Source organism: Streptomyces sp. SD15 (assembly GCF_054462255.1).
The window spans coordinates 72975-98415 of the sequence record NZ_JBTLMO010000036.1 but is presented as its reverse complement, the minus strand read 5'-3'; the positions used below and the strand labels follow the sequence as shown (position 1 = coordinate 98415).

Genomic DNA, 25441 nt, shown 5'->3' with positions numbered 1-25441 from the left:
ACCGTCTACCAGGAGCTTCGCTGTTTCACTGGGTCGTCCAACTCGTGGGCAGCCGCCTCAGGTGGGAAACGGCTCACTGGAAGGCGGCCGGACTGACCTGGGTGAAGGTGCAGACCGCGCTGTGATCGCCCACCTCCTTGCCGTCACGGTAGAGATCCTCGTGCACAACCCGCTGGTCACCCACACTGACGCCCGGTTCGCCCAGATCGACTTCTCCGGCCGAGGTCTGCTTGCCGACCAGCTGGAAGGTCTCCGCACGGTGCTTCGCGGCGGACACGTCGGCCGACGCCGACGGCGCGAGCGCTGCACCGCCGACGAGGGTCACAACTACTCCGACAGCTGCGCTCAGGTATCGCACGCTGTTTGTCTTGGTGATGTTCGGCACCCGACTGCTCCGATCAATAGTCTTGGTATGGGTGTGCAAACGTGGCCACCAGGTCGTGCCGGCTGGCCAGTTGGGCCAGCGACCCAGGTGGAGGAAGCCTGTGGTGCTCGGCGGAGCAGCATCAGCCATCCGGTTGTGCGGTACATCAGACGCCCGGCGCGGTCGAACGGTCCTGTCTGCCGAGCGCCAGGCGGCCGAGCCGCCGCGTCAGCCGGCTCCGTCGCTCCTCCCAGTAACCGAGGACGCCCTTGCCGGCAACCGTGGTCCCAGACAGCCACTCGATCGACTGTTTATCCGCAATATCCGATTTCACAAGGAACGGAGCTGCGCGTCTGTTCGAGAGTGAGGCTCTCGGTGCAGGGTGCCGTCGAGGCAGGTGCAGTGAAGCGCTGCGACCTGGGGCAGCACTCCCGCTGCGCCGAGGATGTGCGACTGCTTCACTCCGCCCGTCGTTGCCGCAGGTCGCTTCGGCGAAGGGGACGGGGATTTCGGGGGTCCGCCGACACGCGTGCGGCACTCTCGGTGCCCGGAGCGTTCCCGTGACGGGTTCGCGCAGCCGGGTCGTCGGGGTCCGCCTGCGGCAGACCGACTTCTTCTCCTTGGCAGACGCAAGGCGGCGCCCGGCAAAGCCACCTTCAGCAGCGGGGCGGCGCGGGCGCATCTTCTCCGGTCGGACCGCCAACGTAGCGGTTGACGGGCCGGGACTACCCTCTGCCGACCGATTTGGCCGCCTTAACCCATGAGCCTTCCCGGTCACAGCTTGTGCATGATGCGCGTGCGTTTCCAAGCCCCGGTTCTCAGGTGCTGGGTGCACCTGAGACGGCCAGATCGGAGGTGCGTCGCCCCGGATCGCCCCGAGGGCACCACGCCGTCATCCTGAAACAGTAGGGGCACTCGCTCGCTGCCGGAAGGAGGGGCGATGAAGGCCGTACGAACCCACGATCGTGATGCGGCCGTGGACAGCCTGGTAGTGGAGGAGACACCGTACCCGTACGCGGGCGAGGGCGACGTCGTCGTAAGGGTGCGTGCGGCCTGCTTCACCCCGGATGAGCTGGCCTGGCCGGCCACTTGGGTCGACCGGGGCGGCAGGGACCGAGCGCCCGTCATTCCGGGACACGAGCTGTCGGGTGAGGTCGCCGAGGTAGCGGTCGGCACGACCGGGCTGTCGGTCGGTCAGCGTGTCGTCGGGCTGACCGACTGGAACCGGGACGGCACTCTCGCGGAGTACACGGCGGTGGAGGCGCGCAATCTGGCGCCGCTGCCCGCGGGAATCGACCACGTGCAGGCGGCGGCTCTGCCGATGCCGGGCCTCACCGCCTGGCAGGGCCTCTTCATACACGGAATGCTGGAGGCTGGGCAGAGCGTGCTGGTGCACGGAGCGGGCGGGGGTGTGGGAATGGCCGCGACACAGCTTGCCCGTGATGCCGGTGCGCGCGTGCTCGGGACAGGGCGCGAGGGGAGCCGGGACCGGGTGCTGGAGCTCGGCGCAGAGGTTTTCCTCGACCTCGGACAACCGGCGTGGGAGGAGGCGGCAGGTCGCGTCGACCTCGTCTTCGACGCCATCGGCGGGGAGGTACTCGACCGCTCTGCCGCCGTGCTCAGGCCCGGCGGCACCCTGGTGACCATCGCCCAACCCCCGACCGTGCAGCCCAAGGACGGTCGGGCCATGTATTTCATCGTCGAACCCAACCGTGATCACCTCCTGGAGATCATCGGCAGGCACCGGGAGGGCCGGCTGCGCCCGTTGGTGGGTGCCGTCCATCCTCTGGACCGTGCCCCGGAGGCGTTCCGCGCGAAGAAGGGAACAGTCGGCAAGACCGTCATCCAAGTTGCGTGAGCACCACGCAGCAGGATCGGCGTCCTCGCCGCCACGATGTCTCATGCGCTGGCCCAGGTGTCACCGACTGTGCCCTGCCCTCCGTTGGGCGGGCCAATCCGCCTTGGCCGAAAGACGCGAGGCGGAAAAAGTCCGACCGCGCTAACAGAAGCAGCCTGGAGGCCGGGCCCGAAGCATGCTCGGAGAAGAACATCGACAGCAGCAGCACAGCACCAATCTCACCTGCAGAGGCTCCACCGACGGTCAGTTGGCCGGCTGGCCGGGTCGATTGCGTCGGCGTCCTTCAGGATCGGGACCAAAAGCCCCAAGGACGTTGCCACCAGCGCGGTGTCGATCAGCAGTGGGCTCTCGACCAGCTCGGCGAAGTCCAGCAAACCAGCCAACAATCGCGGCCAGCACAATCCTGCCCGCCAGACCGATGGCGACGAGTCGCGCCCGTGGGCCGTGCAGTTGCTGGAAATCGATCTCGAGCCCGGCGAGGAACAGCAGGAAGCTCAGTCCAATGATCGACAACGCCTGAACGGTGGCGTCCGGCTGCACCAGATTCAGCACCGCCGGACCAACGATCACGCCGGCCACGATCTCGAGGACGGGGCCCGGGAGGGGGACTCGCAACCATGGCGAGAAGGAACGGGACGCCGGCGCCTACCGCGAGAACGATGACCAGATTGTCATAAGGCATGGTGACTCCGGTGGCCGATAGGCGGTGCGCCGGCCATGACCAGCGTTGCCCTCTTACGTAATGCTATGGGCTGCTGATCCTTCTAGGATGATGGGACGAACCACTCGGCGCGGGCGTACCCGTGTAATCACGCTCCCACTCAGCTAAGGATGCGATCGATGGTCGCCAGCAACCTTGTTCTCCTGGGCAACGCCGGTGATGTGGGCCGCAGGGTCCTGGAGCAACTGCGTGCGCAGGGCGTGCCCGTGCGTGCGATGGTGCGCCGCGACGACGATCGTGCGGCCGAGCTGCGTGGGCTCGGCGCGGAGGTGGTCCTCGGCGATCTGACCCGGCCCGAGAGCATCGCGGCCGCGCTGGAGGGCGTCGGCAGGATGTACTTCGCCATGCCCGTGTCGCCGGACCATCTGCTGGCCGCGACCGTGGTGGCCAGCGTGGCGCGCGAGCACGGAAACCTGGACGCCCTGGTGAGCATGTCCCAGATGACGGTGTCGCAGATGACCGCCACAAGCACCACGGAGTCGCACCAGCAGCGCCTGCACTGGCTGGCGGAGCAGGTACTGAACTGGTCGGGCCTGCCGGTGGTACACATCAGGCCGACGTCGTTCCTGGACAACCCGCTGTTCACCGTGCTGGCAGCACGGTCGATCCAGGAGAGCGGCACGATCGCGCTGCCGTTCGGCACTGGGCGCACTTCGCCGATCGCTGTGGAGGATGTCGCCCGAGTGGCAGCCACCGTGCTGCGCGACCCTGCCCGGCACATCGGACACGTTTACGAACTCACGGGCCCGCGCTCGGTCGATATGACGGAGATGGCCGAGGAGTTCTCACGGGCGTTGGGGTCCCCGGTGTCCTATGTGGACGTGCCGCTGGAGCAGTGGCGGGCAGAGGTCCTCGCCAAGGTGGGCCTGCCGCCGCACACCGAGGAGCACATCGCCACCATGGCCCGACTGCACCGCGAGAATCGCTACGACCGCGCGACGGACGACGTACAGCGCGTCACGGGCATACCTGCCCGATCGGTCGAAGCGTTCGTGGCCGCCCGCAAGGAGTTCTATCTGGGCTGAGCCGCACCGGCCGACACGTACCACGCCGACGACCAGGGGTCTGTTTGAAAGTGGATCTAGGCCCGTTGGTGGTGCGTGGGCAGTCGACTGAGCAGGCGGGTCAAGGTCTGCCTGCCTCGGCTGAAAGCGGTCCCAATAGGTCGTCCTGCACCCTGTCAAGCGCTCGGTCCATGCGTCGCAGTTACCGATGACCCGCCGTGGTGAGGGTCACTGGCGTCCGACGGCTTCGGCGAGGTGGGCGCGCGCGGGTACCACTACCGGATCCTGGCCGCGCTGGACGAGTTCGGGGTGGCCAGCCAGGCCGCGCTCGGTCGCCGGTGCAGCATGGACCGCAGCGACGTCGTGGCGGCGGTCAACGAACTGGCCGAGCAGGGTTGCGTCGAGCGGACGCCGGACCCGGATGACCGAAGGCGCAACAGGGGGCGACGTCCTCGGCTACGTCGAGCTCGATCGGGAGGGCGACGGAAGCATCGAGATCGGCCCGCCCGACGCCGGTTTCGGCGGCCCGCAGCCCACCCTCGTCTTCAGCCCGACCAGTGACCCCCGGACGGGAAAGCTCCGGCTGCACATCGATGTCAACGCCACCGACCGCGACCAGGATGCTGAGCTGGAACGACTGCTCGCTCTCGGCGCAGGGCCCGTCGACATGGGCCAGACCGGCACCGAAAGCTGGCACGTCCTGGCCGACCCCGAGGGCGACGAGTTCTGCCTCCTGCGCACCCGGCTCAAGTCCCTGTGACAATTGTGTCCTTCGTGCGAGGCCTTGTACGCGGCTTCGGCGGGCACCGCCTGGGCGCTGATCTTCCCTGGGGCCCTCCCAGGCGCGCCCGCTGGGGGATGCGCTTGGCGGGGTGGGGGGTGCCCCGGTCCAAGCGCGTGCAGACGCCGCCCACCGTCTCGGCGACGTCCACCGCCCCGGGAGCGGCACCGTCCCCCGCTCTCCTCGGGACGCCCCCAACGGCACCGGAGTGGGGACGACGGTCCGGCACGCGCCGGGCCGATGCCGAGGCGCCGTCGTCGACCTCAGCGGCCGTGCGCGCGCTGAGCGCACGCCTTTCACAACAGCAGCAGGCCCACCGCGAGGAGATCACCCGGCTCCGGACGGCCCTGGAGGCGGCCCATGGCGAGAACCTGGAACTTCGACGCCGTCTGGCTCAGTACGAACCGGACTGAATGCTGGGCAGCCTTCGACGCGACGACGAGAACCTCTGGGGGTAGGAAGCTCCCGTCCTAGACGAGCGAGCGGGGACAAAGCCATCAACACTGGGGACAGCATCATGCCTGCGGCCGTCACCAGGAGGCTGGTGCGCAACCCCCACTCCTCCGCGAGAAAACCGCCGAGCAGCGAGCCGAGCGGGGTCAGCCCCATGCCGACAAATGTGATCGTCGCGGCCGCGCGGCCTTGCATCCCGTCCGGAGTGACGGCCTGCCGGACAGCCATGACCGTGACATTCACCAACTGGCCGCCAGTACCGAACACGAAGTTGACCGCAAGGAGCGCGGGAACCGTCACCGCAGAGGAGCCGTGCAGCGCGGGCACACACAGGAACGCGCCGTCGCCGAGTGCCGCTGCGAACACGAGCACCGCGCCATAACCGAACCGGCTCGGCAGGCGGGCGGCCAGCATCGAGCCCAGGAGCGCGCCCGGCCCCGTCGCCGCGAGCGCCAGCCCGACGGCGGTGCCCGACAGGTGCAGTTCCCGCGGCAGGAAGAGCAGATAGACGGTCATCACGGCCGCGAAGGAGAACTGGAAGACGACCGAGGCAAGGCACACAGTTCGCAGCGAAGTTTCGCCAACGACAAAGCGGAGGCCCTCATGGATCCGCCGCCATACCCGAGGGGGACGTTCCGAGTGCTCCGGGATCGATTCGACCCGACGGATCCGTCGGATCGACAGGAACGACATCGCGAAGAACAGCGCGCTGGAGGCGGCAGCGATCGGCGCCGACAACAGTGACACCAACGCGCCACCGAGGGCGGGACCGCCGATCTGCGCCGCGGACCGGCTGCCCTCGAGCGCGCTGTTGCCCCGCACCAACTGATCGCGTTTCACCAGCCGTACGACAGAAGCCTGGTAGGCCACGTCGAAGAACACGGACAGGGTCCCGACGACGCAGGCGACCACGAGCAGCGCCGGCAGGCCGAGCCAACCGAGGAAGCCGGCCACGGCGGCGGCACCCAGGGCCAGCGTCCGGCCGACGTCCGTCAGCACCATCACCGTGCGGGCCCGCCACCTGTCCACCCACGCGCCGACGAAGAGCGAGAGCAACAGGGTCGGCGCCTGCCCTACCGCGCGGAGGACCCCCAACTGGCCGGCACCGGCGTTGAGCGTCAGGACGGCGAAGAGCGGCAGAACCACCAGACTTGCATGTTCGCCGAGTTGGGAGGACGTCTGACCCACCCAGAGTCTGCGGAAGTCGTCGTCCCGCCACAGGCTTGACGGAACAGGTCGACCGGAATCGGATACGGCGGAGGAAGCGGACGGCACGGGGATCCCTTGGATTGCCGACGACGAGGCCCGCCACCTGGCGCACGACAGGCGCACTTACGGTTCAAGCGGGGGGAGGCTCGCTGTGCCGCAACATCAAGGACAGCACGCGATGACAGGCCGATCACGGCCTACGACGTCAACGCGCGCTCGGACGACCGACCATGTCTTAGCTCCTCGTGGGTCACTTGCTGCACCCGAACACTAGCCCTCGGCAGCCCGGTGCGAAAGGCGATTGTCCCGGGGCAGATCCGACCTGACGCTGCATCTCTGCCCGGTGGGACTTTGCCTGGCCTCGGATCGTGACATCCGGGAATGGCGAGAGTCTGGACCCTGCCTCGCTCGCCTCGCACATCAGAAATTGGACCTCCACCGCGTCTTACCCGCAGCTGAAGGTCTCAGCAGTGACTCGGCTCCCCCCAACGGACAGGCCGAGGCTCCCGCCGAGCCGCAGCGCGCCGTGTGCCCGGAGCGCTGCCATCGTCTTGCCGAAGGTCACCACTTGGGGCGGGGCCTGGCCGGCCGGAGTCGTCACGGCGTCTCCCCTGCGGCCACCTTGCGGAACACGGCCGCGCGAGCGCGGAGTTGGTCCAGGTCGCCGCCGTCGGCCGCGTCCCCGACGAGTGGTGAGCCGACACCGACGGCGATGGCCCCCCGGTCCAGGTGCCTCGGCGGCGCAGGTGTGGGACACGCGGCAAACACAACCTCGTGACCCAGGCGAACACCCCCCAACTCCCCCTACCAGCGCGACCTCGTCTAGGACAAGATCTGCCGGGCCGTGGACGACAGGGACGAGGTCATCCAGTACGACATCACTCCGATCTACGAGCGATCACCGGAACTCACGAGTAGTCGGATCGGCGCGTCAACTGGTTGAAGGATGAACTTACTTGGCATATTCCGGTGATAATGCTTGATAAATGCGCGTGCGTGAGACACGTATTTCCGCACGCACGGACAGTCCCACCCGCAAGGAGTCCTCGTGATAGCCGTTCCCGAACCGGATCTCACCCAACGCGAACTGATCGAGAGGGCCGTGGCGATGCGGTCCACGCTGCTCGAACGACAGGCGGAAACCGAGCAGTTGACCGTCTACCCGAAGAACACCCACGAGGACTTCCTGCAGGCCGGTTTCTACCGGACTCTGCAACCGCGCAGGTACGGCGGCTACGAGTTCGACGCGGCGACCTTCTACCGCGTCGTGACCGAGATCACGCGCGGCTGCCCGTCCACCGGCTGGGCCTTTTCGCTCTCCGCCACCCATGTCCTGCAGGTCGCCTCGTTCTTCGGAGAGAAGACTCAGGACGAACTCTTCGGCGACGACGGCGACTTCCGGGCCTCCAGCACCGTGGCTCCCGTCGGGATGGCCCTGCCCGACGGTGACGGACACACCGTGCTCGACGGTACCTGGTCCTACTCCTCCGGCTCCCCGTACGCCACCCACTACCTCGCACACACGTTCCGCGCACCCGAGAACCCGGGCGACCGGCCGGGATTCGTGCTGTTCGTGGCACCGCGCTCCTCCTGGACGCTGCTCGACGACTGGTACGGCACCCTCGGCCTGCGTGGCAGCGGCTCCAACAGCCTCCGCTTCGACCAGGCCCGCATCCCCAACCACCACACTCTGGAGGGGAACCTGCTCGACCTGTCCGTCGAGGGCGGTACGGTCGGCTCGGAGCTGCACGGCCAAGCGATGTACGCAGGGCGCCCGGCCAGCTTCTTCCAAGGCGAGATGGCCGCCCTGATGATCGGAACCGCGTACGCGGCCGCCGACGAGTTCGCCCGGATCATCTCCGAACGGCGGCTCGTCGTGGACCCCAGCCGTACCCGCGCCGACCTCGACGACTACCAGCGCCACCTCGGCGAGGCGCTGGCCGCGATCCGCACGGCGGACGCCGCGATGCGCGCCACCGCCAACGACTGGATGGAGGCCGCTGCCGACAACGTGTCGGGCCGGGCCCCCTTCACCACCGCCGTGGACGACCGGCTCGCGCTCGTCCACCTCACCGCCGGGCGCATGGCCTGGGAGGCGCTGCAGGGCATCCTGTTCCGTACGGCGGGCTCCCGGTACGCGCGTGACGGCGAGCGCATGCAGCGCTACTTCCGGGACGCCGCCACCATGTGGACGCACGTCTGCAACAGCATGCCCGAACCGCTCGCCCGCCGCGTCGGCCGCGCCGGTCTCGGTCTGCCGTCGGACGACATCCCGCTGGTCGCCTGATCTTTTGATCTCTCGATCCCCGGACTCCGTCGTCGTCGACAGTCCCGAGCGATGACCCCGGCCGCGGCCCCGGGTGCGTACCGTGGGCCGGGGTCGGCGTCACCGATTCCCGCATACGCCACGACCTCGAACCGCGCGCCCTGATCAGCGCGCCCACGACCACGTTCGCGTCCGCTGTGGACTCCGGAGGGTGGTGGTGCGCTCAGTACACGTTGCCTCTGAACCCCTTGAGGACCTCCGGCGGCGGTTGGAAGAAGGTGACACCGCCCTCCGCGCAGTCGCCGCTGCCGCCGGGCAGGGGCCCAAGGACCTTGGCGCCGTCGTACAACGGGCCTCCCGACCTCGCACAGTCCCTTGACCTGTCGATCCCCCTGGATCTCCACCAGCTCGACGCAGCACTCGTCGCCCGGCTCGAAGCGCACGGATGTACCCGCGGCGATGTTCAGCCGCCGCAGCCGCTCCGCCTCGCAGCCGTTGAGCTCCTGGGGCGACTCCAACTCCGGAGCGGAAGGGACCTCGACCTTGAGGACCTTCAGTCCCGGGTTGACCTCGGCGAAGGTCCTGGCGGGTCTTCAGGCGGGCCACACCCCGCTCCACCGGTGCCCGTGCCGCCGAGAGCGCGGTTGACCGTTCGCTGGGTTGGCGTGAGGTCGCGGCCTGTCGGGCGTCTGAGGGGTGTCGTCCCCCGCGGGCCGGCTCCCATGTAGGCGCGGTCGGCGAGGACTGGGACCCCCTGGCGTTCGCAGACGCCCGTCTTCCGAGGGCGTAGCCTGCTGAACTGTTGGTGGCCAGTCGAATTTCTGATGGCCACTGTCACTGAACAGGCGAAACACCATTGAGGGCACGTCGGGGACCGTTTTGAGCGCTGGCGAGATGTACGGAACGCACTCAGGGGAGATCGTGGCGCTACTGGAAGTCGTTGGTGAATCGGCGATGGTGCTGTCGTTCCACGAGGACCGTACCTTCGCTGCACTGAGTCTGGGGCGCTTCGGAGCAGTGGGATCGACTCGGCTGGACTGGCACGGGGCCGAGGTGATCGAGCGGTGTGAGGCGTTCGATGCAGGTCAACTGCGCAGGCTGGTGGTCACCTATGCCGGGGCGAACGAACTCGCGGTCGTGTTCTGGGGCAATCTTGCGGTGCCGTCCGTTGCGCTGGAGGCTGCCCTGGTGGCAAGCCATGCGGAGGCAGTGCTGGAGCGCTCTCCTGAGTGTTGGATCTATCTCACCGACAGTGGGGTGCTGATCGAATTTCAGGACGGCGAAGGGCTGACGGCAGGAAGGGTCCCGCACTGACGCGGCAGATGCCGGCGCGAAGGAACACCGCGAGGGCCGTGGGTGGGGAATCGAGGCGAGCAGGACTGTCTCCTCACCTGAGTACTGGGTGGGGGGACATAACAAGCCCTATCACTCCGTTACCGTCTTCGTCAGCTCCGCAATGGAGCCTTCTGCGAATGGCAGCCGACGGTCGCAATCACCTGACCACCAGTCGGTCAGGGCGGGCGACGCCCAGGATGCTCGCGGTCACCGGCCGGATGGCCGACGGCTGGATCTCTCCGCTGAACATCTATGTCCCGCCGCAGGAGGTGCCCTCACGTCAGCGGATCATCGACGAGGCGGCCACCGACGCAGGCCGCGACCCGAGGACGCTGCGCCGCGTCTACAACGTGATCGGCGAGCACCGGGACGGACCCGGGCTCGTCGGCGATGTGCGACGGTGGGTGGACACCCTCACCGAGTGGGCCGTGGAACTCGGCTTCGACACCTTCGTCTTCTGGCCCGCCACCGACCCCGAGCGGCAGCTTGCACTCTTCGCCGACGAGGTCGTGCCCGCGGTGCGCGAGCGCGTCGACGCCGTCCGGAGCGGGCGATGAACGCCACCCTCTCCACCGTGCCGGCCGAGCTGGCCGGGAAGGTGGTCACGCCCGACGACCGGCGCTACCGGCTGCTCCGCTCCACCTACACCACCGTGGGGCGCCCGGCCGCCGTCGTCCTGCCCGAGTCCGCGGGCGACGTCGCGGCGGCGCTGCGGCTCGCACGGGAGACGGGGCTTCGGGTGGCGGTCCGCAGCGGCGGCCACGGCCTGTCCGGCAGCGGCACCAACGAAGGCGGGCTCGTCATCGACCTGAGCGCGCTGCACCGGGTCGACGTCCTCGACCGCGGCTCCCGTCTGGTCCGTGTCGAGGCGGGTGCCCGCTGGGCCCAGGTCGCCCAGACACTCGCCCCGCACGGGCTCGCCATCAGCTCGGGCGACCACGGCAACGTCGGGAGCCCGCTGAACATCCACCACACGACAACCATCGGCAGCGAAGGCATCCTCATCGCTGTAGCCGAAACGTTGCAGGACGGGTTCGCCGTCTTGCAGCGCCTGCTGGCACAGCTCGTACACCGCACCCTCCACACAGCCACGGGAGACCGAACCTACGGCGGCGCGGCGGGGCGCCGGCGAACGAAGGGATGGTCGCGGATGAGGGCGCAATGCAGTCATCCGCCACTCAGCGGCGGCAGCTCTTGAGCCTGGGTTCTTCACCTCACGCTCCAGTCGCTGCATGGCAAATCCAGGCGGACTCGAGTCTGTGGCGGTGTCTCACGCATGCGTACCGGAGCGCCCCAGGATGCGGAATGTGCTTTCGGCAAGTCGGTGCCGGACATCGGGGTCGAGGGCGATGGGGTTCGGCTGGACCGGTCGCCCTCTCGTCTACGTACTGTCCGGCCCACCGGGCTGACCGACGGGCCCACATCGTCTGCAGAGTGACCTCGTGGCTGTCGCGGCTGACCTGCCGCCGTGGCGCTACCGGACGGCCGGCGTTATTGATGAGCACGTCCACGCGATCCGTGTTCTTCGCGATCACGGAGGCCAGCTCCTAGGTTCTCCGTTCAAGCTCATGGCCTGACACCGGCAACGGGGGTAGGTCACAGGACCTCCGCGGCGGTGGGCCACGGAGGTCCTCCGTACTCCCGGCAGAGCCGACTCGTCACCACGCTTGCCGTGGACGTCAGAACAACTGGTCAATGGTGATGGGCAGGGAGCGAATGCGACGTCCCGTGGCGTGGTGGACGGCGTTGCCGATGGCCGCTGCCAGACCGACGAGGCCGACTTCCCCGACTCCCTTGGTTCCTACCGCGGTTGCGCGGTCGGGTTCGCCGACGAAGAGCACCTCCATGTCGGGAACATCCGCGTTGACCGGCATCAGGTAGTCCCCGAAGGTGGCGTTGGCGACGCGCCCGGTTCCCTGGTCGGTGGCCGTCTCCTCGAACATGGCCTGGCTGATGCCGCCCACTGTGCCGCCGACAATCTGGCTGGTGGCGGTCTTCTCATTGAGGATGCGCCCGCCGTCGATGGCGGAGACCACCCGTGCCACACGCAGCAGGCCCAATTCCGGATCGATACGTACGTCGACGAACTTGGCGCCGAAGGCACCGGCGATGGCCAGACCCAGCTCCTCGGCCTGCGGCGGGATGCTCCTGCCGTCGGCGCTGAGTTCTTCCAGGCCGTGACGGGCCAGGATGTCGACGTAGGACTCTCCCTGCCCCGAATCACCGACGCGGTGAACACGCCCGTCAGTAACCATCACGTCATCGAGCGCGGCCCCGCGCAGTGGGGAATCGGCATCGTCGCGCACCACGTCGAGGAATTCCTGCACCAGGCGCCCGCAGGCGGCGTGGACGGCGTTGCCGAGGGCCCCGGTGAGACCGGAGCCGCCGGCCTGGGGTGAGTAGGGCATGTCGGAGTCGCCGAGGTCGAAACGCACCCGGGTGACGTCGAGCCCCAGAAGCTCGGCCGCCAGCTGGGTCATGACCGTGTAGGTGCCGGTCCCGATGTCGGTGGCGGCACTGCGCACGTACGCCGAGCCATCGCGGCGCACGGAAGCGCGGGCCTGGCACGGCACTTGGTAGAACGGGTAGGAGACGCCGGCCAGGCCGTAGCCGACGAGCCAGCGCCCATCACGCATGGAGCCCGGCTCCTGTCGGCGCCGCGACCAGCCGAACCGCTCGGCGCCCTGGACGTAGCACTCCCGCAATGCCTTGCTCGACCAGGGCCGGCCAAGGATCGGGTGCTCCTCCGCGTAGTTGCGCAGGCGGATCTCGAGGGGGTCCATGCCCAGGGCGTAGGCAACTTCGTCGATCGCGGACTCGAGGGCGAAGTTGCCCTGGCCTTCGGCCGGGGCGCGCATGGATCCCGGGCAGGGGATGTTCAGGCGCGCCTGCCGGTCGCGGGTCAGCACGTTGGGGCAGGCGTAGGAAACGGCGGAACCGTGGGAGACCGGTTCGTAGTCGTCGTCCTCCATCGCCACGGACGACATGCCGTGATGTTCGATGGCGACGAGGCCTCCGTCACGGGTGGCGCCGATCTTGATCTGCTGGACGCTGTTGGGCCGGTGCCCCACGGAGGTGAACATCTCGGGCCGGGTCAGGACCAGCTTGACCGAGCGGTTGACCTCGCGGGCCGCCAGCACGGTGAGGACGACGTGCGACCACACCCGCAGTCCGGCGCCGAAGCCGCCACCGACGAACGGGGCCAGGACCCGGATGCCGCTCTCGGGGATCTTGAAGACCGTGGCGAGCGTGGTACGCACGTTGTGCGGCCACTGCGTGGAGTCGTGCACCGTGAGCGAATCGCCGTGCCAGGACGCGATGGTGGCCATGAGACCGAGCGGGTTGTTGGTGTTGTCGGGAGTGGTGTAGGTCCCCTCGATGACAACGTCCGCCTGGGCGAATCCTGCGCCCACGTCACCATGCTCGGTGTCCAGCCCCCAGGGGTTGTCGAGGATCTCGGCCCGGGGGTCGTCCACGTCGAGGACGGCCTTGGCCGGCTCGTACTCGACGTGGACCAGCCGTGCAGCGTGCCGGGCCTGCTCCGCGCTCTCGGCCACCACGATCGCGATGTGCTGACCGTAGTGCAGGATGCGGTCGTCCTGCAGCGGAGCCGGAGGCGACCCACCCAGCAGAGTCATCGGGCCGCGCTCCAGCTTCGGCGCGTTCAGATGAGTGATGACCCTCAGTACCCCCGCCGCGGCCTGGGCCTGTGACACGTCGATACGACGGATCCGCCCCGCGGCGATGGTGCTCCCCACCAAGGCCGCGTGCACCATGCCGGAAAAAGAGAAGTCGTTGGGGTACTGAGCCGATCCGGTCACCTTCAGCGGGGCGTCGACGCGGTCCAGGCCCGCACCGACGACCCTGCCGGCTTCGCGAGTGGTCATGACGGCGCTCCTGCAACGGTCTCGAGAGTGCGCACCAGCGTGCGCTTGGCCAACTCCACCTTGAATGCGGTCCCAGGCAGCGGCCTGGCGCCCTCGATGGCTGCCTCCGCCGCCGCGCGGAAGGTGTCGGTATTCGCCCGGGCTCCACGCAGAACGTCCTCCGCGTCCCAGGAGCGCCAGGGGATGGTGCCGACCCCGCCCAGCGCCACCCGTGGCTCTTGAACGGTGCCGTTCTCCATCACGAGAGCCACGCCGGCCGAGGTCAGCGCGAACTCATACGACATCCGGTCCCGCACCTTGAGATAGTGGGAGCGCGCGCTCGGCGGGAGCAGCGGGATCTCGACCGCGGTGATCAGCTCACCGTGCTGCAGCACGTTCTCCACGTGAGGCGTGTCGCCCGGCGGGAGGTAGAACTCGGTCAGCGGGATGCTACGCGCACCACTCGCCCCCAGAACGTGGACGATCGCGTCGAGTGCTGTCAGAGGTACCGCGACATCGGAGGCGTGCAGGGCGATGCAGTGGTCGCTGGTGCCGAGGATGGCGTGCATCCGCTGGATGCCCGTGATGGCGGCGCACCCCGATCCGGGCTTGCGCTTGTTGCAGGCAGCGACGGCGGGGTCTCTGAAGTAGCGGCACCTGGCTCGCTGCAGCAGGTTGCCGCCGATGGTGGCCATGTTGCGCAGTTGCGTCGAGGCGCCGAGCAGAAGGGCTTCTCGGACGAACGGCAGCCGCTCTCTTACGACGGGATCGGCGGCCAGCTCCTCCATCGTCGTCAACGCGCCGACCCGGATCGCCGAGTCGGTGTGCGTGATGCCCCCGAGGGGCAGGCGGGTGATGTCGATGAGCCGTTCGGGGTGGAGAACCCCGTCCTTCATGAGGTCCAGCTGTGTGGTGCCGCCGGCGAGGAACGACGTGTGCGGATCAGCGCTGACCACGGCCACGGCCTGGTCGGCGTCCGTGGCCCGGGCATACTCGAAGGGGTACATGGTCAACCTTCCGCTGCCACTTCGCGAATCGCCGCGCGAATGTTCGGGTAAGCGCCACAGCGACAGATGTTGCCGCTCATGAACTCGCGGATCTCGTCCTCGGAGTTCGCACGTCCCTCGGCGATGAGGCAGACCGCGGACATGATCTGCCCCGGCGTGCAGTAACCGCACTGGAACGCGTCATGCCGGGCGAAGGCCGCCTGCATGGGGTGCAACTCGCCGTCGACCGACAGCGATTCCACGGTGGTGATCTCGCGCCCCTCGTACTGCGCGGCCAGCGCGAGACACGACACCACTCGCCTCCCGTCGACCATCACTGTGCACGCTCCGCACGCGCCCTGGTCGCACCCCTTCTTGGCCCCGGTCAGGCCCAGGTGATCACGCAGCGCATCAAGCAGCGTGACGCGCGCATCGAGCCGGAGCCGGTGGGACGTACCGTTGACGTTGAGGGTGAATTCCACCTGCGGAACCTCAGGCGGTGACTGGCCGGATGGCCGTTCCTCAGTCTCTGCATGCTTCATGGCGCCTCAATTCTTGATTCCTTCGGGCGAATCTTTGAAGCCGTTCCGCCGGCCCCGTCATCTGGTCGGAGAACCGACACGTTTCGACCGCGTAGAAATCGCCCAGAAAGAGTCCTGGAGTGTGCTGGTCGATCATCAAGAAAAGCGATCTTGATGCCGTCGAACACCGAATGGTTGCCCTTCTCAGAGTTATCCGTATGGCCCTCTCCATCGGCCCTGATCATATGGTCGGCCCCTTGGGAGCCAAGGGCCACCTAGGGAATGGTGGTGTCGACAACTGCCCCCGGGGCGGGACGTGGGTCGAACCCGGGTGAGGCACTGGTTCAGCCCCTGGGATATGGCCGGGCGAGCCGAACCGCCGCATCACGGCCTACTCGTATGGAGTTGACTGTGCACGCTCAATCAGCGCGTGAATCGGTCCCCCCGTGATTTGCTCACACTGCCCAGGGGCCTGGCGGAGGTGTCGGCGCCAGGCTGGCCAGCCCCGGTAGAGGTGCTGGAGCCGGTACTTGCAGGCAAGGATCCCAGGGCCCATCGACGAGTGGGCCTACCACCCGGCCTCCACCTCGGAAGCCGAACGACAGGCAGCGTTTCCGTTGGACTCGTACAACTACCGTGTTGTGACAAAGGAGTTCGTGCAGGACGAACCAGGAAAGGTCACAGCCGCTTCTACGCGGCTCGAAGGTCTCATGGCCCGGATAGCGGAGTGCTCGACGATGCCGCAGGCTGTGCTGTAGCGGGCTGTACTCACGCCGGCCGTGACCGAGCTCCGCTTGGCAGCCCGACGACGACCGCGGACGGCGGTGCCGTCAGTCTGCGGTGCCGTCAGTCGGCGGTCCGGCCTCCGGGGCGGCGGTACACGCCGTACCAGTAGCCGCGTGCCAGTTCACCGGCGACGAGGGCATCGTCGCTGCCGTCGCTGTTGGCCACCTGCTGAGCGATGACCTGAGCGCCTCCCTGGACGATCACCTTGGCGGCCGTCTGAGGGTCGACATCCGCCGGTGTACGGCCGGCCTGCTGCAACGCCGACATCCAGACCGGCCGCGAACACCCCGAGCAGGTCCTCAACCTCCACGGGTTCTACGACGACACCCTTGTGCGCACCCCGGACTGCTGGAAGATCTCCCAGCGCATCACCAAGGTTGTGTCGGCGGTACTCGAGGAGTCCTCCCAGCTGTCGCTCATCTCCACGCCATAAGCCAGCTCGACTCCTGACCGTCAGGTGTCGGCGGCAGCCCTCGTAGACGGGTTGTCGATGCAGGCTGGGACGTTCCTTGCTTCCTTGTCAGCGGCCGATGGTGTCGAGTGCCGCAACCGCGTCGGCCGGCAGCGTCAGGTCCGCGGCGGCGATGTTCTCACGCAGGTGGGCGCGCGAGGAGGTGCCCGGAATGAGGGCCATGGTGGCCGACCGCTGCAACAGCCAGGCCAGAGCGACCTGCTGGGGTGAGGCGTCCAGGCGTGCGGCGACGTCGGTCAGGGTCTGTGACTGGAGCGGGGAAAAGCCGCCCAGGGGGAAGAACGGGGTGAAGGCGATGTTCTGTGCCTCGCACCGCTCGACGAGGGGCGTCGTCCTGGCGGTTGGCCAGGTTGTAGAGGTTCTGCATCGTGACGACCGGGGCGATGGCCTGCGCCTCGGTGAGCTGGGCATCGGAGACGGCACTGAGTCCGAGGTGGCGGATCAGACCTTCCTTCTGCAGCTCGGCCAGCGCGTTGAACTGGTCGCCGAGCGGCTCCTCGTCCGTTTCCCCCTCGTTGGAGCCGACGCGCAGGTTCACCACGTCGAGCGCGTCCACGCCGAGGTGCTGGAGGTTCTCGCGGACCTGGGCCTTGAGGTCCTCGGGGTCCCGCGAGACGTTCCAGCTGCCGTCGTCGCCGCGACGGCTACCGACCTTGGTCACGATGCGCAGATCTGCGGGGTAGGGGTGCAGGGCTTCCCTGATGATCTCGTTGACGACGGCGGGCCCGTAGTAGTCGCTGGTGTCGATGTGAGTGATGCCTCGCTCGACGGCCTCCCGCAGCACCGCGACGGCCTCGTCCCGGTCCTTGGGCGGCCCGAACACGTTCGGGCCCGCCAGCTGCATGGCTCCGTATCCCATGCGGCTGAGGGTCAGATCGTCGGCGAGGGTGAGAGTTCCACCCGGAACGGTGTCGGTCATGGTGTGCCTTCCGTTGCGTACCTGCGTGGACAGCTTGTCCGATACCGACTCTGCTCGCGATCGACCGCGCTCGGCAGTACCCCGCTGTTCCTGGGAGTGACAGGGACAGGCACCCGCGCCGATACGGACCTAGGGTTGGAGCATGGACGGTACGAACGCCCTCGGCGAATTTCTGCGCGCCCGCCGGGCACTGGTCCGGCCCCAGGACGCCGGAATCCGCGGCGGCGGGCTCAGGCGCGTCCCGGGACTGCGTCGCGAGGAGGTCGCGATGCTCGCCGGGATCAGCGCCGACTACTACCTGCGCCTGGAGCAGGGCCGCGACCGCAACCCGTCGCTCCAGGTCCTCGAAGCCCTGGCCGACGTCCTGAACCTGGACGCCCACGCCACCGCGCACCTGATCGGCCTGACCCAGGTGCGCCCCTCCCGAGCCCGTCGGACGGGCCGCTCCACGGACCGTGGACGGGCCTCACGAAAACCCGAGCCCGTGCCGCCCGACATCCTCCAGCTCATCGACGGATGGCCGAGCACCCCCGCCTACGTCGAGAACAAGTTCACCGATGTGCTCGCCGCCAACGCGCTGGCCACGGCCCTGTCCCCGAACTACTCCCCCGGCGTCAACCTCCTGAGGGCCCTCCTCCTCGACGAGAGTGAACGGGAACTGCTACGAGACTGGGAGGAGCTGACCAAGGCGCTGATCGCCGCCCTGCGGGCCAACATCGGACCCGACGTCGACGATCCTCGCCTGGCGGAACTCGTGGGCGAGCTGTCCGTACGCAGTGAGCACTTCCGCCGTCTGTGGGGCCGTCACGACGTGCAGCCCAAGCGGCCGCGTGTCAGCCGGCTGCGCCATCCGCAGGTCGGCGACCTCGACCTGCACGCCAGCAAGCTGGCCATCGTCGGCACCGACGGCCTGATCCTCAAGGTCTTCCACGCCGAACCGGGCAGCCGCAGTGCCGAACTGCTCGCCATACTTGGGAGTTTGGCGGCGTCCGGCGAGAGCCGGAACCAGACCGGCGCCGACGATCACCAGGCCGTCGACGAGCAGTGACGGACCGTCGGCGGGGCTCCGGCCACTCCGACTCCAGCGCCGCTTTGACCGGGCAGAATCCGACACCGTGCTCGTGCATCAGAGCCCGGTAGGACATCCCCGCCCGGGCATCACGGCGGATCGCAGCGTACAGATCGACCTTGAACTTCGGTGGCGCCGTCGAACCCTCCGGCGAAACCGTGCGTTCCCCGCTCTGAGCGACAAGTGGTGTCAGCTCCCCACGTACAAAACCGATCGCGGGTCGTCGCGCTTGCCTGCGGTCGCGAGCAGGGCGTACTGCCGGACCTGGTCGTGGGTGAGCAGTACTGGTGAAAAGGCAGTGTTCCGACCCACCACCATTTCCCGGCCCGCAGGGCCGTCGAGCGCACCGAGGAAGCGGTGGCCGGCTGGGGGAAGGAGATCTGGCCGCACGTGGCATGACCGCGGCGGCGCTCGACGTCTGGCTCGTATTTGAAGACGAGGCCGGGTTCTCGATGACGCCGCCCACCACCCGCGCCTGGTCCCGGCGTGGTCACACGCCGATCGTGCGCGTCCGCGGACGCTCCCGCCGGCGCTTATCGGTCGTCGCCCTGCCCTGCTACAAGGCCGGCCGCCTTCCCGGCCGATCAACCGGCCCCGCCCCGATACCTGCTCGGACGGACGTAAGTCTCCTGCTACAGAGCAGATCCACGGTTGCCGATTGCCAGGTCGCCGGCCCAGGCGGCGAAGGTGGTCCAGGCGATATCCGGATAGGAGCGGTGCAGTGCGCCGATGTCCACGCTGTAGCCCTCACGGTTGATGAAGTCCCACATCGCGCCCATGTCGGCGCTGCGCTCGTGAACGGCGGCGAGAGGGACCCGGACGGGCTCGACGGGGCGGTGCAGCACCCTCTGGAGGGCGGCGGCCATCTGCGCTGGGGTTGGTGCGTCGGACGCGGCCTCGATACGGCGGCCGACGTGCCGCTCGCGGTCGGACACCACGGCCGTCACCAGCGCCCCGAGGTCCTGGTAGGCCAGCTGCTGCAGTGGCCGGTCCGGCGGAAGCGGAAGCTCCAGGCGTCCTTCGCGAAGACCCTGGAGATCACCGAGGAGGTTGTCGAAGAAGTACGTCGGTGCGATCACCGTCCACGCAGGGCCCTCCTGGGCGAGGATCTCCTCGATCCGCTGCTTGCTGTCGAAGTGCGGGACGCCCGTGGACCGGTCGGCCGAAGCCACCGATGCAAGTACGAGGTGCGGCAACTCCGCCTGCACGGCGGCGCCCACGATGGCTCGTCCTTGCTCGACTTCCGCCTGCGGCCCGGCCTCGAAAGGCGTGGTGACCGCGAACGCTGCGTCCACTCCGGTGAACGCAGCCCGCAGGGACGAGGCATCGCCGAGGTCACCGGGCACCACCTCCACGCCGCGCACGCGCACGGCGCGCGCCCGGGCACTGTCGGGGTCGCGGACCACCGCGCGCACTTCGTGCCCTCCGGCCTGGAGCGCGCGCAGCACGGCACCGCCCTGACCGCCAGTAGCTCCCAGAACCGCCACGCGTATGGACATATGCCTCGGTTCCCCTGCGGTTGGTTCCCTCAGCAGCAATGATCTCCCCCCGTCCATCCGGACGCCACCGCGAAGCTCCTTCCTGCGCCGGTGCGGCGGCGCAGTCACGTCGCGGGTGCCGGGGGGCGTACGCATGATGGTGGTGGGTTTGACCATTCATCTCAGCGAGGTCTTCGTGGAGCGGTTCCTGCCCATGCCGTACGAGTCCTGGCGCGCGAGCAAGGAGAGCCCGCCTCCGCACGCTGGCTGCCGAGCAAGGGCTGAGCCTCTCCAAGATGCGTCAGACACCCCGCGGTGGCAAAACTGGACATATGGCTTCCAAAGCACGTCTGGAGGGCGGCCCGGACGATCTCATGGGTCAGATAGTGCCGATCACTCCTCCCGGACAAGAGCTAAAGATTCCGTACCTCGGCGGGTACGAGCACTACAAGGCCACACCACGCCATGAGGACTCTCCGGAAGGTCAGCTGGCCATATACGAGTGGTGGGAACGGACCGAGATCGCGGAGTGATGCCACTCCCATGTCGTCACCGCGAGGCTCATCAGGGCCTCCTGAACTCCCAACACGGGGAGAACCAGCCGGGTATGGCAACCACAGCGTCGTTCGCACCCGGCCTGAGCGGTAGGCCCGCCAGTACATCGCATCAGGGATGAACCAGAGGCTCCGCAACCCGGTCGGCGGCAGGAAGGTCGTTGGCGTCCAGGACCAGCACGGCGGGCTCCGCGGAGGGCTCGCGGATCGAATGCTGCCTTCCCAGGCGACAGTGTCTGCCAGGTGAGGCTTTCGTGACACAGGTCTATGCACCAGGCGCACGTCGTCGGCGCCTTCCCGGCTGTCAGCAGGGGAAGTCTGGTCACAGATCGTCCGGCGGGGACAGGAGGCGGCCCTGCTGGGAAAGTCTCCGCCATTGGCTCGGGGTGGTGCCGTAGGTCTGGCGGAAGCGGCGGGAGAAGAAGGCGGGGTTGGTGAAGCCCCAGCCGCGGGCGATGGCGTCGATGGTGCGGTGCGAGTGTCCGGGGGCTGCGAGATCGCTGCGGGCGCCCTCGAGCCGACGGCGGATGATCCACTTCTCAAGACTGAGCCCGCCGTCTTCGCACAGCCGGTACAGCGTCCGCACGGACGTGTTGTGCGCCCAGGCAATCCTTTGAGGGGTGAGGTCGGGTTCCCTCAGATGGGCGCGGGCGTAGGCCAGGACACGGGTGAGGAGGGTTTCCCTTGCGACTGCCCGGCGGGTGGGGTCGTCGCCGGCGACGGACACCACCCAGGCTCGGACGAGTTCCAGGGTGGCGGAGGCAAGGGCATCGGCTTCGGGGCCCCTGTTGTTCTGGTCGGCGATGCGGTGCAGGCCGTGAACGTGGTTGATCAGCAGCCGTCCGATGGGGCTGTGTTCGAGCGTCGGGATGGACGTGCGGATCGTCTCTTCGGGCAGGCTGAGGCGTTCGGTGTCGAACATCAGGGCCAGCGTGCTGCCTAGGCCGGACCACCAGTACTCGTACCCGGCAGGCATGTGGTGCATGGTCGCGCTGTTCGGGCCGATGTGCTGCTGATGGTCGCTCCAGGCGAAACCGCCGGCTCCCTGGCGATGAATATTGATCGCGACGGTGTCCATCGCATCGCGCCGCGCCTGCCGGAGTGAGCGGGAGATGCGCATCCCTGTGCCCTGGGTGTGGAAGAGCGTTACCGGGCCGAGGTGCCAGAGTTCGAGTCGTTTCCAGACCGTGTCCTCGGGCTCCTCCTCCTGAACGGAGGAGATGCCGCCTTCGCCGGCAGCCACTGCTTCGTAGGCTGCGATCCTGTCGCCGAGTGGAAGATCGTTTGTGTCGAGGACGAGCACGGCGCCTCCCCTGTCGGGTGGCGGACCGGTCGCCGCCCAGGGCGCCAGTGTCCGTCGTGTGAAGCTTTTCGGGCAAAGATGTATGCACGCAACACGTGTACGTGGGGGCAGGCCCTGGCAGCCAAAGGACAGGCCCTGGCAGGCAGGGTAAAGCGGCCTGGTCGTGCCCGTGCCACGCTCCCTCACAAGTGCTTCACAACTACGGGTGTCCGGGACGACGGGGATCTGCGGTGCCCTGGCCACCCGATGGGCGGCGAGGGGTGCTGGGTGTGAACTTCCAAGGCCGGTCCGATGAGTGCGGACAACTGGATCTCCTGATTGCGGACCTGCGTCGGGGCCTGAGTGGTGTTGTGCTCCTGCAGGGTGACGCAGGGATCGGCAAGAGTGCACTGATCGACTACGCGATCGCCGAGGCGGCAGATCTTCGGGTGCTGCGTGTGGCCGGAGTCGAAGCTGAGGCAGGGTTCGCGTTCGCTGCCCTGCAACGGCTGCTCATCCCGTTCCAGGACGAACTGACGGAAGGGAGCGCGCTGTTTCCGCTCCAGCGCGAGGCGCTTCACGTTGCCTGTGGGCTGGCGGACGGACCTCCCGCGGACCGATTTCTGGTAGGGCTTGCCCTACTGGCCTTTCTCGCGGACAAGGCCGAGCAGCGACCGGTGCTGTGCTGTGTCGACGATGCTTGCTGGCTCGACCGGGACTCCCTGGAGGTGTTGGCCTTCGTGGGCCGTCGGCTGTATGCCGAGGGAGTCGGCTGCGCCAACACGGTCGACTACCACCTGCGCAAGGTGTTCCGGAAGCTCGACGTGCCCTCCCGACGCCGGCTCGCCCAGGCCCTACGAGGGTGACCACACCCACTACGTGCCGCACGCGATGCGGCGGCCCACCGGGTGGGCAAACCATCAGACGGTCGCAACCATCCCCCTCGGTCGGGAGAAGCCCATGCCCTTCGTCACCGCATCCGACGGCGCCCAGATCTACTACAAGGACTGGGGAACGGGCCGCCCCGTCGTCCTCAGCCACGGCTGGCCACTGAACTCCGACAGCTGGGAAGCCCAGCAGTTGTTCCTGGCCACCCACGGCTACCGCGTCATCGCCCACGACCGGCGCGGCCACGGCCGCTCCACCCAGACGTGGAACGGCAACGAGATGAACACCTACGCCGACGACCTCGCCGCCCTGATCGACCACCTCGACCTGCGCGACGCCACCCTGGTCGGCTTCTCCACCGGCGGCGGCGAGGTCGCCCGCTACGTCGGCCGCCACGGCACCGCCCGCCTCGCCCAGGTCGTGCTCGTCTCCGCCGTACCGCCCTTCATGCTCAAGACCGACGACAACCCCGGCGGCGTCCCGATCGAGATCTTCGACGCGATCCGCGCCGGATCACTCGCCGACCGCTCGCAGCTCTACCGCGATCTGGCCGACGGGCCGTTCTTCGGCAACAACCGCCCCGGTGCCGACGTCTCCCAGGGCATCCGAGAGGCGTTCTGGCGACAGGGCCTGCAGGCCGGGCACCGGGGCGCCTACGAGTGCATCGCGGCCTTCTCCGCCACCGACTTCCGCGCCGACCTGGACGCCATCGACGTGCCCACGCTCGTCATCCACGGCGACGACGACCAGGTCGTGCCCTTCGACGTCGGTGGCAAGGCGTCGGCCGCCCGCATCAAGAACGCGACGCTGAAGGTCTACCCGGGCGCCCCGCACGGCATCACCGACACCCACAAGGACCAACTCGGCGCCGACCTGCTGGAATTCCTCAACTCCTGAGCCGACGCCGCACCGAGCCCCGGCACGCCGTCCCCGCACGGCCCTGTACCGCCATGCCCGCCCACACCAGAAGGAGTCACACCATGAACCCCGGTCATCATCCGCGCCGCCGCGTCCTCGGCGGGGTGCTCGCGGCCGGCGCCGCCACACTCGTCGGCGCTGCCACCCCCGCATCGGCCGCTTCCCCCGGTACTGCCCGCTCGGGCGGCGGAACCAAGCCGACGGTCGTCCTCGTGCACGGCGCGTTCGCCGACGCCTCCGGCTTCAACGCGACCATCGAGCTGCTGCAGAAAAGCGGCTTCCCGGTGATCGCGCCGGCCAACCCGCTGCGGGACACCGCGGGCGACGCCGTGTACATCTCCAGCGTGCTGGACACCATCACCGGCCCCGTGATCCTGGCCGCCCACTCCTACGGCGGCATCGTCATCACCAACGCGGCCCGCGGGCACGCAGGCGTCAAGGCCCTGGTGTACCTGGGGGCCTTCGCGCCCGACGAGGGCGAAAGCGCCCTGCAACTGGCGCAGCAGTTCCCCGGCAGCGAACTGGGTACCGCTCTCATCCCGCGCCCCTACCCGCTGCCCGGCAACGCCCCGGGCACCGACGGCTACATCGCGCCCGAGAAGTTCCAGGCGGTGTTCGCGGCCGATCTGCCCGCCTCCGCGACACGTGTCATGGCGGCCACCCAGCGCCCCGGCTCGGTCGAGGGGCTCAGCGGCCCAAGCGGCGCACCCGCCTGGAAAACCATCCCCTCCTGGTATCTGATCCCGACCGAGGACAAGGTCATCCCACCCGCCGCCCAGCGGTTCATGGCCAAGCGCGCCGGCAGCAAGGTGACCGAGATCCGCTCCTCGCACGTCGTCATGATCTCCCATCCGAAAGCCGCCGCCGACGTCATCAAGACCGCCTACGCCGCCACCCGCTGAAGGGCACACCCGTGAAACCCGACACGATCGTCCTCATCCACGGCTTCTGGGTCACGCCCCGCAGTTGGGAACACTGGATAGCCCACTACCAGGCCAAGGGCTTCCGGGTCCTCGCACCCGCCTACCCCGGCTTCGAGGCGGAGGTGGAGGCCCTCAACGCCGACCCCACACCCATCGAGCAGCTCACCGTCCCCGCGATCATCTCCTCCCTGGAGAAGCTGATCGACGGCCTCGACACCCAGCCGATCCTCATGGGGCACTCCGCGGGCGGGGTGTTCACCCAGATCCTTCTGGACCACGGCTACGGAGCCTGCGGAGTCGCGATGAACTCCGCCCCCACCGAAGGTGTCGCCATCGTCCCCCTGTCACAGGTCAAAGCGACGTTCCCAGTGCTGAAAAACCCCGCCAACCGGCACAAGGCCGTCGGTTTCACCTACGACCAGTGGCGCTACGCCTTCACCAACACCTTCCCCGAAGACCAGGCGAAGGCGACGTACGAGCGCTACCACATTCCCGCCTCCGGCCACGTGTTCTGGGGCAGCGCGCTGGCCAACATCCACCCCGGCCACGCCGACTCCTACGTCAACTACCACAACGACAACCGCGCGCCGCTGCTGTTCATCGCCGGCGAGAACGACCACCTGATGCCGCCGAAGATCCAGCGATCCAACGCCAAGCACTACAAGTCCGACACCCTGACCGAGATCGTCGAATACCCAGGACGCTCCCACCTGTTGCCGGCACAGGACGGCTGGGAAGAAGTCGCCGACTACGCCCTCGACTGGGCGCTCGGCCACTCCTGACCCCAC

Annotated in this window: 22 protein-coding genes and 8 pseudogenes; 15 read left to right on the top strand and 15 right to left on the bottom strand. The window is 68.2% G+C overall.

Annotated features, from left to right (window positions below):
* Positions 1-73: 73 nt before the first annotated feature.
* Positions 74-325: a hypothetical protein gene (locus ACX28W_RS30320; protein ID WP_459002944.1), complete on the bottom strand. Its 252-nt coding sequence runs from the start codon at positions 323-325 to the stop codon at positions 74-76.
* Between the two features lie 979 nt (positions 326-1304).
* On the opposite strand from ACX28W_RS30320, the gene ACX28W_RS30315 reads away from it, so the two are divergent.
* Positions 1305-2222, top strand: a complete 918-nt coding sequence (locus ACX28W_RS30315) for an NADP-dependent oxidoreductase (protein WP_459002943.1) — start codon at positions 1305-1307, stop codon at positions 2220-2222.
* Positions 2223-2465: 243 nt separating this feature from the next.
* Here ACX28W_RS30315 and ACX28W_RS30310 read toward each other — a convergent pair whose 3' ends face one another.
* The gene (locus ACX28W_RS30310) at positions 2466-2837 is read right to left on the bottom strand and encodes a cation:proton antiporter domain-containing protein (protein ID WP_459002941.1); all 372 of its coding nucleotides are present in this window, start codon (positions 2835-2837) and stop codon (positions 2466-2468) included.
* Between the two features lie 225 nt (positions 2838-3062).
* On the opposite strand from ACX28W_RS30310, the gene ACX28W_RS30305 reads away from it, so the two are divergent.
* The 3 genes and pseudogenes from ACX28W_RS30305 (at position 3063) to ACX28W_RS30295 (ending at position 4707) form a co-directional block, all read left to right on the top strand.
* Positions 3063-3968 carry an NmrA family NAD(P)-binding protein gene (locus ACX28W_RS30305; protein ID WP_459002939.1) on the top strand — a complete coding sequence of 302 codons (906 nt, stop codon included), beginning with the start codon at positions 3063-3065 and terminating at the stop codon, positions 3966-3968.
* A 234-nt stretch (positions 3969-4202) separates the two neighbouring features.
* A pseudogene (locus tag ACX28W_RS30300) lies at positions 4203-4322 on the top strand (MarR family transcriptional regulator); the annotation flags it as partial.
* Positions 4323-4368: 46 nt separating this feature from the next.
* The gene (locus ACX28W_RS30295; RefSeq protein WP_459002937.1) at positions 4369-4707 is read left to right on the top strand and encodes a VOC family protein; all 339 of its coding nucleotides are present in this window, start codon (positions 4369-4371) and stop codon (positions 4705-4707) included.
* Between the two features lie 348 nt (positions 4708-5055).
* On the opposite strand, the gene ACX28W_RS30290 is transcribed toward ACX28W_RS30295, so the two are convergent.
* Positions 5056-6456 carry an MFS transporter gene (locus ACX28W_RS30290; RefSeq protein WP_459002935.1) on the bottom strand — a complete coding sequence of 467 codons (1401 nt, stop codon included), beginning with the start codon at positions 6454-6456 and terminating at the stop codon, positions 5056-5058.
* A 531-nt stretch (positions 6457-6987) separates the two neighbouring features.
* Positions 6988-7122, bottom strand: a pseudogene (locus tag ACX28W_RS30285) (bifunctional 4-hydroxy-2-oxoglutarate aldolase/2-dehydro-3-deoxy-phosphogluconate aldolase); the annotation flags it as partial.
* A 316-nt stretch (positions 7123-7438) separates the two neighbouring features.
* Here ACX28W_RS30285 and ACX28W_RS30280 point away from each other — a divergent pair.
* Entirely contained in the window at positions 7439-8677 is a 1239-nt protein-coding gene (locus ACX28W_RS30280) for an acyl-CoA dehydrogenase family protein (protein ID WP_459002934.1), read from the top strand.
* Between the two features lie 202 nt (positions 8678-8879).
* Here ACX28W_RS30280 and ACX28W_RS30275 read toward each other — a convergent pair whose 3' ends face one another.
* From ACX28W_RS30275 to ACX28W_RS30265, 3 genes and pseudogenes are all read right to left on the bottom strand, one after another.
* On the bottom strand, positions 8880-9005 hold the full coding sequence (locus tag ACX28W_RS30275; protein WP_459002954.1) for a hypothetical protein: 126 nt from the start codon (positions 9003-9005) through the stop codon (positions 8880-8882).
* Positions 9006-9024: 19 nt separating this feature from the next.
* Positions 9025-9135: pseudogene (locus tag ACX28W_RS30270) on the bottom strand (urease subunit beta); the annotation flags it as partial.
* 85 nt (positions 9136-9220) lie between these two features.
* Positions 9221-9425 (bottom strand): annotated as a pseudogene (locus ACX28W_RS30265) (transposase family protein); the annotation flags it as partial.
* 152 nt (positions 9426-9577) lie between these two features.
* Here ACX28W_RS30265 and ACX28W_RS30260 point away from each other — a divergent pair.
* The 3 genes and pseudogenes from ACX28W_RS30260 to ACX28W_RS30250 all read left to right on the top strand — a co-directional run.
* The gene (locus ACX28W_RS30260; protein ID WP_459002932.1) at positions 9578-9970 is read left to right on the top strand and encodes a hypothetical protein; all 393 of its coding nucleotides are present in this window, start codon (positions 9578-9580) and stop codon (positions 9968-9970) included.
* A 158-nt stretch (positions 9971-10128) separates the two neighbouring features.
* Entirely contained in the window at positions 10129-10548 is a 420-nt protein-coding gene (locus ACX28W_RS30255) for a hypothetical protein (protein ID WP_459002931.1), read from the top strand.
* Positions 10545-10880 (top strand): annotated as a pseudogene (locus ACX28W_RS30250) (FAD-binding oxidoreductase); the annotation flags it as partial. The gene ACX28W_RS30255 and the pseudogene ACX28W_RS30250, both read left to right, overlap by 4 nt.
* A 95-nt stretch (positions 10881-10975) precedes the next feature.
* On the opposite strand, the pseudogene ACX28W_RS30245 reads toward ACX28W_RS30250, so the two are convergent.
* From ACX28W_RS30245 to ACX28W_RS30220, 6 genes and pseudogenes are all read right to left on the bottom strand, one after another.
* Positions 10976-11102 (bottom strand): annotated as a pseudogene (locus ACX28W_RS30245) (XdhC family protein); the annotation flags it as partial.
* A 568-nt stretch (positions 11103-11670) separates the two neighbouring features.
* On the bottom strand, positions 11671-13878 hold the full coding sequence (locus tag ACX28W_RS30240) for a xanthine dehydrogenase family protein molybdopterin-binding subunit (protein ID WP_459002929.1): 2208 nt from the start codon (positions 13876-13878) through the stop codon (positions 11671-11673).
* The gene (locus ACX28W_RS30235; protein ID WP_459002927.1) at positions 13875-14864 is read right to left on the bottom strand and encodes an FAD binding domain-containing protein; all 990 of its coding nucleotides are present in this window, start codon (positions 14862-14864) and stop codon (positions 13875-13877) included. Before ACX28W_RS30235 ends, ACX28W_RS30240 begins: the two co-directional genes overlap by 4 nt.
* Positions 14865-14866: 2 nt before the next feature.
* On the bottom strand, positions 14867-15385 hold the full coding sequence (locus ACX28W_RS30230; protein ID WP_459002926.1) for a (2Fe-2S)-binding protein: 519 nt from the start codon (positions 15383-15385) through the stop codon (positions 14867-14869).
* 825 nt (positions 15386-16210) lie between these two features.
* Positions 16211-16417 carry a hypothetical protein gene (locus tag ACX28W_RS30225; protein WP_459002925.1) on the bottom strand — a complete coding sequence of 69 codons (207 nt, stop codon included), beginning with the start codon at positions 16415-16417 and terminating at the stop codon, positions 16211-16213.
* Between the two features lie 253 nt (positions 16418-16670).
* A pseudogene (locus tag ACX28W_RS30220) lies at positions 16671-17541 on the bottom strand (oxidoreductase).
* 142 nt (positions 17542-17683) lie between these two features.
* On the opposite strand from ACX28W_RS30220, the gene ACX28W_RS30215 reads away from it, so the two are divergent.
* Together ACX28W_RS30215 and ACX28W_RS30210 are read left to right on the top strand one after the other, a co-directional pair.
* Positions 17684-18589 carry a helix-turn-helix domain-containing protein gene (locus ACX28W_RS30215; protein ID WP_459002923.1) on the top strand — a complete coding sequence of 302 codons (906 nt, stop codon included), beginning with the start codon at positions 17684-17686 and terminating at the stop codon, positions 18587-18589.
* A 342-nt stretch (positions 18590-18931) separates the two neighbouring features.
* Positions 18932-19238: pseudogene (locus ACX28W_RS30210) on the top strand (IS630 family transposase); the annotation flags it as partial.
* A 4-nt stretch (positions 19239-19242) separates the two neighbouring features.
* On the opposite strand, the gene ACX28W_RS30205 reads toward ACX28W_RS30210, so the two are convergent.
* Positions 19243-20109 (bottom strand): NmrA/HSCARG family protein, encoded by an 867-nt coding sequence (locus ACX28W_RS30205; protein ID WP_459002922.1) that lies wholly within the window; start codon positions 20107-20109, stop codon positions 19243-19245.
* A 311-nt stretch (positions 20110-20420) separates the two neighbouring features.
* On the opposite strand from ACX28W_RS30205, the gene ACX28W_RS30200 reads away from it, so the two are divergent.
* On the top strand, positions 20421-20621 hold the full coding sequence (locus ACX28W_RS30200) for a DUF5988 family protein (protein WP_459002920.1): 201 nt from the start codon (positions 20421-20423) through the stop codon (positions 20619-20621).
* A 343-nt stretch (positions 20622-20964) separates the two neighbouring features.
* Here the strand turns inward: ACX28W_RS30200 and ACX28W_RS30195 are convergent, their stop codons facing one another.
* Positions 20965-21885 (bottom strand): helix-turn-helix domain-containing protein, encoded by a 921-nt coding sequence (locus ACX28W_RS30195; RefSeq protein ID WP_459002919.1) that lies wholly within the window; start codon positions 21883-21885, stop codon positions 20965-20967.
* Between the two features lie 329 nt (positions 21886-22214).
* On the opposite strand from ACX28W_RS30195, the gene ACX28W_RS30190 reads away from it, so the two are divergent.
* The 4 genes from ACX28W_RS30190 (at position 22215) to ACX28W_RS30175 (ending at position 25435) form a co-directional block, all read left to right on the top strand.
* Positions 22215-22790 carry an ATP-binding protein gene (locus ACX28W_RS30190; protein ID WP_459002918.1) on the top strand — a complete coding sequence of 192 codons (576 nt, stop codon included), beginning with the start codon at positions 22215-22217 and terminating at the stop codon, positions 22788-22790.
* Positions 22791-22884: 94 nt separating this feature from the next.
* Positions 22885-23709 carry an alpha/beta fold hydrolase gene (locus ACX28W_RS30185; RefSeq protein WP_459002917.1) on the top strand — a complete coding sequence of 275 codons (825 nt, stop codon included), beginning with the start codon at positions 22885-22887 and terminating at the stop codon, positions 23707-23709.
* 83 nt (positions 23710-23792) lie between these two features.
* Positions 23793-24632 carry an alpha/beta fold hydrolase gene (locus tag ACX28W_RS30180; RefSeq protein ID WP_459002915.1) on the top strand — a complete coding sequence of 280 codons (840 nt, stop codon included), beginning with the start codon at positions 23793-23795 and terminating at the stop codon, positions 24630-24632.
* A gap of 11 nt (positions 24633-24643) precedes the next feature.
* Positions 24644-25435 (top strand): alpha/beta hydrolase, encoded by a 792-nt coding sequence (locus tag ACX28W_RS30175; protein WP_459002913.1) that lies wholly within the window; start codon positions 24644-24646, stop codon positions 25433-25435.
* Positions 25436-25441: the final 6 nt, after the last annotated feature.

What these genes read in the sequence shown, in the direction of transcription:
- ACX28W_RS30315 (WP_459002943.1), top strand. Translation starts at nt 1,305, where the DNA reads ATGAAGGCCGTACGAACCCACGATCGTGATGCGGCCGTGGACAGCCTG.
- ACX28W_RS30305 (WP_459002939.1), top strand. Translation starts at nt 3,063, where the DNA reads ATGGTCGCCAGCAACCTTGTTCTCCTGGGCAACGCCGGTGATGTGGGC.
- ACX28W_RS30295 (WP_459002937.1), top strand. Translation starts at nt 4,369, where the DNA reads ATGACCGAAGGCGCAACAGGGGGCGACGTCCTCGGCTACGTCGAGCTC.
- ACX28W_RS30255 (WP_459002931.1), top strand. Translation starts at nt 10,129, where the DNA reads ATGGCAGCCGACGGTCGCAATCACCTGACCACCAGTCGGTCAGGGCGG.
- ACX28W_RS30240 (WP_459002929.1), bottom strand. Translation starts at nt 13,878, where the DNA reads ATGACCACTCGCGAAGCCGGCAGGGTCGTCGGTGCGGGCCTGGACCGC.
- ACX28W_RS30235 (WP_459002927.1), bottom strand. Translation starts at nt 14,864, where the DNA reads ATGTACCCCTTCGAGTATGCCCGGGCCACGGACGCCGACCAGGCCGTG.
- ACX28W_RS30230 (WP_459002926.1), bottom strand. Translation starts at nt 15,385, where the DNA reads ATGAAGCATGCAGAGACTGAGGAACGGCCATCCGGCCAGTCACCGCCT.
- ACX28W_RS30225 (WP_459002925.1), bottom strand. Translation starts at nt 16,417, where the DNA reads ATGTCGGCGTTGCAGCAGGCCGGCCGTACACCGGCGGATGTCGACCCT.
- ACX28W_RS30215 (WP_459002923.1), top strand. Translation starts at nt 17,684, where the DNA reads ATGGACGGTACGAACGCCCTCGGCGAATTTCTGCGCGCCCGCCGGGCA.
- ACX28W_RS30205 (WP_459002922.1), bottom strand. Translation starts at nt 20,109, where the DNA reads ATGTCCATACGCGTGGCGGTTCTGGGAGCTACTGGCGGTCAGGGCGGT.
- ACX28W_RS30200 (WP_459002920.1), top strand. Translation starts at nt 20,421, where the DNA reads ATGGCTTCCAAAGCACGTCTGGAGGGCGGCCCGGACGATCTCATGGGT.
- ACX28W_RS30185 (WP_459002917.1), top strand. Translation starts at nt 22,885, where the DNA reads ATGCCCTTCGTCACCGCATCCGACGGCGCCCAGATCTACTACAAGGAC.
- ACX28W_RS30180 (WP_459002915.1), top strand. Translation starts at nt 23,793, where the DNA reads ATGAACCCCGGTCATCATCCGCGCCGCCGCGTCCTCGGCGGGGTGCTC.